Here is a 7520-nt window from a genome sequence, read left to right on the forward strand (position 1 = left end):
CGGCCGGCCGGGTGGTCACGGTCTCGTCGGCGCCGTCCGCCGGGCCGGCGAACTGGTCGTCCTGGCCCGTGGCGCCGAACAGCTGAGTGACCAGCTCCGGGTCGGACGCGGCCGGCACCTCGGCCCCGCGGTGCCAGTTGCCGCTGGTGGGCAGCTTCTTCGGCAGGGCGTTGAGGACCGCGCCGGCGAGCCGGGCCCCGACGCGTTCCAGCAGGTCCATCGAGCGCTCGACGTCGACCGTACGGGTGCGGTTGGCCCGCACCACCAGCAGCGCGCTGTCGGTCACCTTGCTCAGCACGGCCGCGTCGGCCACGCCGTGCAGCGGCGGCGCGTCCACGATCACGATGTCGAAGCGTTCGGTGAGGGCGCGTACCGTCGCGCCCAGCCGCGGCGACGCCAGGATCTCGCCCGGATCGGGCGGCTGCTCGCCGGAGGGCAGCACCGTCAGCCGGCCGTCCAGCGAATCCTGCAGCACGTCGGGCACGTCCGCGCTGCCGGACAGTACGTCGGACAAGCCCAGACTGGTGTCCAGGGCCAGATAACGGCCGACCCCCGGGCTGCGCAGGTTGGCGTCGACGAGCACCACCGTGGCGCCGGTCTCGGCCATGGCGATGGCCAGGCCGCAGGCGACAGCGGTGGTGCCCTCCTTGGGCTGGGCCCCGGTGAGCAGCAGCGACGTGCCGCGCCCGGCGTCGCTGTGCATGCCGGCGACATCGGGCAGCAGGCTGCGCAGCCGCCGGAACGCCTCCGCGAGCGCCTCGTCCGGATGGCCGTTGCGCCCGGAGCGGCCGCCGAGCGAGATGAGGCCGACCGTGCCCAGCCCGAGCCGGCGCAGGTCGTCCTCCTCGCCGATGGTCTTGCGGGTGGCCTCGCGGACGGCGACGGCGACCGCGCCGATCAGCAGGCCCAGCACCGCGGAGAAGCCGATGTTGCGGACCAGGTTGCCGGGGACCTCGGTGGTGACCGGATTCTGCGCGATGGACACCGACGGGGACGGCCCGTCGGCCGGGGCGGTGCTCGGCGGGTCGAGCTGCTTGGCCAGGCCGACCAGCGACGTGGTGGCGGTGGTGACGATCTGCTTGCTGCGCTCGGCGGACGCGTTGGTGGCCGAGACCACCAGCAGGTCGGTGCCCTCCTGGACCTGCGCCGACAGGCTGGCCTGCACCTGCGCGGTGGTCATCGGCAGCTTCAGCTTGGTGATCACGCTCTCGGCCACCCGGGGCCCGGTGAGCAGCACGATGTAGGAGTTGAGTCGGCTCGCCTTGGAGTCCGGGTCACCGGTGCCGGTCGTCACGAACAGCACCATCGACGAGCGGTAGGCCGGCTGGGCGGTCAGGCTCAGGCCGGCCGCGGCGCCGGCGGCGAGCAGCACCGGTACGACGATCCACAGCCATCGCCGCCGGCAGGCCCGCACGTACTCACGCAGTTCCACTCTGGTTCTCCATCGTCTCGCCTGCTCCGACAGGGCCGCGGCGACCCTGTTTCCGGCCGGCCGCCGACCGGTTCAGTACGGCCTCGAACTGCGCGAACAGCAGATCGCGGGAGAACCGTTCGACGGCGAGCCGATGGGCCGCCTCGCGCGCCTGCTTGAGCCACAGCTCGTCGCGGAGGTGCGCGGCCAGCACCGAGCCCGCCTGCTCGGCGTCGTACGGGTCCAGCACCAGCCCGGCCCCGGTCTCGGTCAGCAGGTCGGCCTGCCAGCCGCCGTAGTTGACGGCGATCGGCCGGGACGCGGCGAGCGCGTCGAAGAACTTGTTGGCCGAGTTGTCCCAGAGGGCGCGTACCGGCCGGACGAAACTGCTCGACATGGTCGCCGCGCCGAGGATCACCGGCAGGTCGGCCTTGGGGACCTTCTCCCACATGTGCACAGTGCGGTCGAGCAGGCCGTACTCGGCGGCGAGCCGCTTGGTGGCGTCCCATTCCTTGCCGTGCCCGACGATGAGCACCTGCGCGTCCGGGTCGGTCTCACCCATCCGGCGGGCCGCCCGCACCAGGTACTCCACGCCGTTCACCGCGCCCAGGGCGCCGGTGTAGACGATCAGCGGCCGGTCGCCGAGCCAGCGGTGTTCGTCGCGGAAGCGCTGGACGGCGTCCGGGGCCACGTCGAACAGCGCCAGGTCGGCGGCGTTGGGGATGACGGTGGTGCGGGTGCCCGGCCGGCGGGCGGTGACTCCCGCGGCCATGCCCGGCGAGAGGGCGATGACCTCTTCGGCGTTGCGGTAGGCGAAGGTGGCCAGGGCCCCGGCGAGCCGGCGGGCCAGCGGGTTGCGCAGCACGCCCATCTCGATCGGCACTTCGGGCCACAGGTCGCGGACCTCGAAGACGAACGGCACCCGGCGCAGCTTGGCCGCGACCACGCCGGGGACGGCGACGGTCAGCGGGGTGCTGGTGGCGAAGACCAGGTCGGCCTTGAGCGCGGTGGCCTTGGCCGCGGCCAGGACCATGAACTCGGCGAAGGCGCGCAGCCGTCGGGCGAAGGACATGTTGTTCGAGTACGGCACGGAGAACCAGTGCACCTGGATGCCGTCGTCGTCGGTGCGCCGCCAGCCCAGCGACCGCTTGCCCGGCGTGATGTCGGTGGTGATCACGTGCACGGTGTGGCCCTGGGCGACCAGCCGGCGGGCCTGCTCGTAGGAGCGGATGCCGCCGGTCATCGTGGGGTTGCAGTAGTACTGGTGGATGTAGACGATGCGCATCCCGCCGGCGTCCCTTCGCTGCGTGGTCATCGGGCCACCGCCCGCACGGCCGCGACGACGCGTTCCCGGTCGTGGTCGGTGAGGGCGGAGCCGCTGGGCAGGCACAGCCCGCGGCGGAACAGGTCGGCGCTGACCGCGCCGCCACGCATGACGCAGTCGCGGAACACCGGTTGCAGGTGCATCGGTTTCCAGGCCGGCCGGGCCTCGATGTTCTGCCGGCCCAGGTGCTCGATGATCCGGTCGCGGTCCGCGCCGAACGTGCCGGTGTCGACCAGCAGGCAGGTGAGCCACCAGTTGGGCACGCCGTAGTCCGCCACCGGCATGAAGGTCAGCCCGGGCAGGTCACCCAGCGCGGTGCGGTAGAACCGGGCGGTGCGCCGCCGGGCGGCGATGAGCTCGTCGAGGCGCTGCACCTGGCCGCGGCCCACGGCGGCCAGCAGGTTGCTGAGCCGGTAGTTGTGGCCGACGGCGCGGTGCTCGTAGTGCGCGACCGGCTCGCGGGCCTGGGTGGCCAGATACCGCGCCTGGGTCGCGATCCGGCCGTCGTCGGTGACGAGCATGCCGCCGCCCCCGGTGGTGATGATCTTGTTGCCGTTGAACGACAGCACCCCCGCCAGCCCGAACGATCCGGCGGCGCGACCCCGGTACGACGCGCCGAGGGCCTCCGCCGCGTCCTCGATCAGGGCGACGCCGTAGCGGTCGCAGGCCACCAGCAGGGGCTCGTAGTCGGCGCACTGGCCGTACATGTCGACGGCGATCACGGCCCGCGGCAGCTGGCCGCGGGCGGCCCGCACCTGCAGCTCCTCGGCGACCAGCCGGGGGTCGACGTTCCAGGTGTCGGCGGTGCTGTCCACGAAGACCGGCCGGGCGCCGAGATACATCACCGCGTTGGCGCTGGCCGCGAAGGTGAACGAGGGGACCAGCACGGTGTCGCCGCGCCGGACGCCGGCCGCGATCAGGGCCAGGTGCAGTGCCGCGGTGCCGCTGCTGAGCGCGACCGCGTGCCGCACCCCGATCAGCTCGGCCACCTGCGCCTCGAACGCGTCCAGGTCGGGGCCGACCGGGGCCACCCAGTTGGAGTCGAAGGCGTCCAGCAGCAGCTTGCGCTCGATGTCGCCGACGTCGGGCGGGGACAGGTAGATCCGGGCGTCAGTCATGGACCCGGGTCCGTACGGCCCAGCCCGGCCAGGCCGGGTGCAGGCCCTGGCGCTGGATCCACATCGGGGAGTCGCCCGGGTGCATCGCGTCGCGCAACGTGGTGGCGAAGCTGCGGTAGCCCGCCTCGCGCACGATGCGCAACTCACGCTTGCCGAAATCGACGGCGGGATTGCCGTACGGGGCGGCGAAGTCGCGCACCTCGACGCCGAGCTCGTCCTCGATCTCCCACTTGGAACCGGCGATCTCCTGGCGGGCGGCGTCGTCACCGGCGTCCGCCAGCCGCGGGTGGGTGACGGTGTGCGAGCCGAAGTGGTGCCCGGCGGCAGCCAGGTCCCGGCAGTCCTGCCAGGTGAGGTTGCCCGGCTGGCCGACCAGCCCGGAGGTGAGGAAGAAGGTGGTCGGCACGTCCAGCTCGGCCAGGATCGGGGCGACCACGTCGCGCCAGCTCAGGTGCCCGTCGTCGAAGGACAGGCAGAACATCGGCCCGGTCAGCGGGCGGCGCCCGGCCAGCACGTCCAGCGCATCGTCCCAGGAGACCAGCGGGCCGAGGCGGCCGAACGTGCGCAGGTGCCGGCGCAGGTCGCCGGCGTACTCGGCCGGGACGTCGTGGTAGAAGGGGAAGTAGAGCCCGGCGGTGGTCGGCAGCCGCTTGAACATCCCGGCCGGCGCCAGCACCCGGCCCTGGACGCGGGGGCGGGCCCGCAGCTTGCTGCGCAGTCCGAGCTCGTTCAGCCGTCGCTTGACGGTGGTCGGCGATCCCATGTTTCTCCCACCTGCGCTCGTCGACTTCTCCTCGTCCCGTTCACCCTGACAAATGCGGGGCGGGCAGCGTCAGTAGCAATTGTCATAACGAACGTGAGAAGCGTTCACATCAATTCGAGAAGGGTCCGGACGGTCCTTGCGAAATGGCCGGACAGCGAGGCATCCTCCGTCCCAGGGCCTTTTATCGAGCCGCCCGGGGAGAGTCATGCTGCGACTGCGACGGGTGGCGCCGACGGCCGAGCTCTGGGCCGACCGCGCGACGTACGACGACCGCCTGATCTTCCACACCGAACAGTGGCTGCGCTTCGTCGCCGAGACCCAGCGCGCCGAGCCGGTGCTGGCCACGGTCACCGACGGGCCGCGTACCGTCGGGCACTTCACCGGGCTGGTCACCAAGCGTTACGGCCTGCGGATACTCGGCAGCCCGATGGCCGGCTGGACAACGTCCTACGTGGGCTTCAACCTCGACCCGGCGGTGCCGCGCCGGGCCGCGCTGGAAGCGCTGATGCCGTTCGCCTTCGGCGAGCTGGGCTGCGCCCACCTGGAGATCCGCGACCGCGGCCTGACCGAGCCGGACCTCGAGGGCCTGGGCCTGCGCTGGGCCGCGGCCCCGACCGCGGTGATCGACCTGAGCCCACCCGAGGACACCCTGTTCGCCGCGATGGCCAGCGCCTGCCGGCGCAATATCCGCAAGGCGGCCAAGTCCGGAGTCGTCATCGAAGAAGCGCAGCCGGACGACGAAGCATTCGCCGACGATTTCTACAATCAGCTACGCGACGTATTCGCCAAACAAAATCTGGTGCCCACCTATTCGATCGAGCGGGTCCGCGCCCTGATCCGCAATCTCGCCCCGGCCGGCCAGATCCTGCTGCTGCGCGCCCGCGACCCCGAAGGCCGCTGCATAGCCACCGCGGTCCTGCCCTGGTACCACCGCACGATGTACTTCTGGGGCGGCGCCAGCTGGCGCGAGGACCAGCACCTGCGCCCGAACGAGGCGCTGATCTGGCATGCGCTGCGCTGGGCCAGGGAGCGCGGGGTCACGGAGTTCGACTTCGTCGGCGGCAACTCCTACAAGGCCAAGTACGGCACCACCGAGGTGCCGGTGCCGTGGGCCCGCCGGTCCCGGTCGCCATTGGTGGCCGGCCTGCGCGATGCGGCCAAGGAGGGGTTCGCGCTCAAGCAGCGGGCGGTCGCCCGCCTGACCCGGGTGAGCCACTGACCCGGCAGCCGTCCGTCCGTCGGTCAGGTTCGGGCAGCCCTAGTCACCGATGAAGATCATGTGATCGTGCATGGAAACCATCCGGGCAAGAGCCAGCAGTTGTTGCGCCATCCCGGATTCGTCCGGTGACGCTGATCCTGCGAGTTGCTCAAGCTCAGGAATGACAAGACGCATCTGCGAGAGATTGAAGTAGGTGTCGTCGTACTCGTCGACGTAGCCAAGCATGGGCATGCCGGCTGCCGCCGCCCGCTCGCAGAGTCTGTTGATCTCGGCTCCTCCGGCGTTGCCTCGGATCTCGCCGATATTGCTGGTTACTCTGACGCTGATAGCCACGAGCAGATGGTAAGCGGGTTGGTACCAGCTCGGCGGCGGCTCTGGTTGTTGGCGCGTGGCAAGGTCGTGGCCATGATCGATGATGTCGCGAAGGACTTCCTGCACGACCGGCTCAAAACGGTTCGTGAGGCGCTGGTCTGGAAGCTCGACGCTCTGTCCGAGTACGACATCCGGCGTCCCCTGACGGCGACGGGAACCAATCTCCTCGGCCTGGTGAAACACATGGCGACCGGTGAGGCCTGGTATTTCGGTGAGGTCTTCGGTCGCCCGTCCCCGGAGCCGCTGGGACGATGGCAGGACGCGGACGGCAGCGATCTGTGGGCGACCCCGGCGGAGCATCGCGACCAGATCATCGGCTTCTACCAGCGTGCCTGGAAGCATGCGGACGCGACGATCGGAGAGCTTTCCCTCGACGCGCCTGGCCACGTGCCGTGGTGGCCGCGGCCCGACGTCACGCTGTTCGGCGTCATGATCCACGTCCTTCAGGAGACCACCCGGCATGCCGGTCACGCCGACATCCTGCGTGAGCAGCTCGACGGCCGGACCGGGCTGCGGGCCGAGCACGAGGAACAGGTCGACACGGCCGCCCGCGCGACCCACCGCGCGAAGCTTGAGCGGGCTGCACAGGCAGCCCGCTAGATTTCTCCCGGGGCCGTGTCGATCCGCTCGCCGCTCGTTCGACATGGGGGTGCGAGGGTCGGAACCGACCCGCCACACGAGGAGAGCGCCATGCAGAAGTACATGCTGATCATGCGGGGCACCGACGAGACCAACGCGGCCATGATGGCCCGGATCGACGAGATGATGGCCACCACCCGGCAGTTCATCGAGGAGATGGTCAAGGCCGGCGTCTACGTCGCCGCCGAGGGGCTGGACGATCCCGGTCAGGGGGCCGTGGTGCACTTCGGTGAGGGCGCCCCGGTGGTCACCGACGGGCCGTACGGCGAGACCCGGGAGCTGTTCGGTGGCTACTTCACGGTCGAGGTCGCCTCGCAGCAGGAGGCGGTCGAGTGGGCCAAGCGGGTTCCGGCCGTTCCCGGTTCCAAGATCGAGGTGCGGCGGGTGCCCGGGGAGGACGAGGTCCCCGAGGCCAGCGGGGAGTTCGTCAAGCAGGGCGAGAGCAGCGGCCGGGTCTGATGGGCGCCGCCGACGTCGAGGCCGTCTGGCGGAGTGAGTCGGCGCGGATCGTGGCCACGCTGACCCGGTTCACCGGTGATCTCGGGCTGGCCGAGGACGCGGCCCAGGAGGCGGTGACCGAGGCGCTGGTGTCGTGGCCGCGGGCCGCTCCGGCCAATCCGGCCGGCTGGCTGATGGCCACGGCCCGGCGGCGGGCGATCGACGCGATCCGCCGC

At 71.2% G+C, this 7520-nt stretch carries 9 protein-coding genes; 4 read left to right on the forward strand and 5 right to left on the reverse strand.

What is annotated here, in order from left to right; all coding sequences use genetic code 11:
- The 4 genes from AB0C29_RS24390 to AB0C29_RS24405 form a co-directional block, all read right to left on the reverse strand.
- Positions 1 to 1432 (reverse strand): polysaccharide biosynthesis tyrosine autokinase (locus AB0C29_RS24390; protein WP_360824188.1); only part of this gene is annotated, 1432 nt, incomplete at its 3' end.
- The gene (locus tag AB0C29_RS24395; protein ID WP_360824191.1) at positions 1419 to 2726 is read right to left on the reverse strand and encodes a glycosyltransferase family 4 protein; all 1308 of its coding nucleotides are present in this window, start codon (positions 2724 to 2726) and stop codon (positions 1419 to 1421) included. The genes AB0C29_RS24390 and AB0C29_RS24395, both read right to left, overlap by 14 nt.
- Positions 2723 to 3853, reverse strand: a complete 1131-nt coding sequence (locus AB0C29_RS24400) for an aminotransferase class I/II-fold pyridoxal phosphate-dependent enzyme (RefSeq protein WP_360824194.1) — start codon at positions 3851 to 3853, stop codon at positions 2723 to 2725. The genes AB0C29_RS24395 and AB0C29_RS24400 overlap by 4 nt, the downstream gene beginning before the upstream one ends.
- On the reverse strand, positions 3846 to 4616 hold the full coding sequence (locus AB0C29_RS24405; RefSeq protein WP_360824197.1) for a polysaccharide deacetylase family protein: 771 nt from the start codon (positions 4614 to 4616) through the stop codon (positions 3846 to 3848). The genes AB0C29_RS24400 and AB0C29_RS24405 overlap by 8 nt, the downstream gene beginning before the upstream one ends.
- A 205-nt stretch (positions 4617 to 4821) precedes the next feature.
- On the opposite strand from AB0C29_RS24405, the gene AB0C29_RS24410 reads away from it, so the two are divergent.
- Complete coding sequence (locus AB0C29_RS24410) at positions 4822 to 5835, forward strand: GNAT family N-acetyltransferase (RefSeq protein ID WP_360824199.1); 1014 nt, start codon at positions 4822 to 4824, stop codon at positions 5833 to 5835.
- A gap of 39 nt (positions 5836 to 5874) precedes the next feature.
- Here AB0C29_RS24410 and AB0C29_RS24415 read toward each other — a convergent pair whose 3' ends face one another.
- Positions 5875 to 6168 carry a hypothetical protein gene (locus AB0C29_RS24415; RefSeq protein WP_360824202.1) on the reverse strand — a complete coding sequence of 98 codons (294 nt, stop codon included), beginning with the start codon at positions 6166 to 6168 and terminating at the stop codon, positions 5875 to 5877.
- Positions 6169 to 6240: 72 nt separating this feature from the next.
- Here AB0C29_RS24415 and AB0C29_RS24420 point away from each other — a divergent pair, with 72 nt between their 5' ends.
- From AB0C29_RS24420 to AB0C29_RS24430, 3 genes are all read left to right on the forward strand, one after another.
- Positions 6241 to 6807, forward strand: coding sequence for a DinB family protein (locus tag AB0C29_RS24420; protein WP_360824205.1), 567 nt, complete (start codon positions 6241 to 6243; stop codon positions 6805 to 6807).
- 90 nt (positions 6808 to 6897) lie between these two features.
- Positions 6898 to 7305 (forward strand): YciI family protein, encoded by a 408-nt coding sequence (locus AB0C29_RS24425; protein ID WP_360824209.1) that lies wholly within the window; start codon positions 6898 to 6900, stop codon positions 7303 to 7305.
- On the forward strand, positions 7305 to 7520 hold a 216-nt coding region (locus AB0C29_RS24430; RefSeq protein ID WP_360824212.1), incomplete at its 3' end, for a sigma factor. The genes AB0C29_RS24425 and AB0C29_RS24430, both read left to right, overlap by 1 nt.

The sequence above is a fragment of the Actinoplanes sp. NPDC048791 genome, from assembly GCF_040650095.1.
Lineage (GTDB): Bacteria > Actinomycetota > Actinomycetes > Mycobacteriales > Micromonosporaceae > Actinoplanes.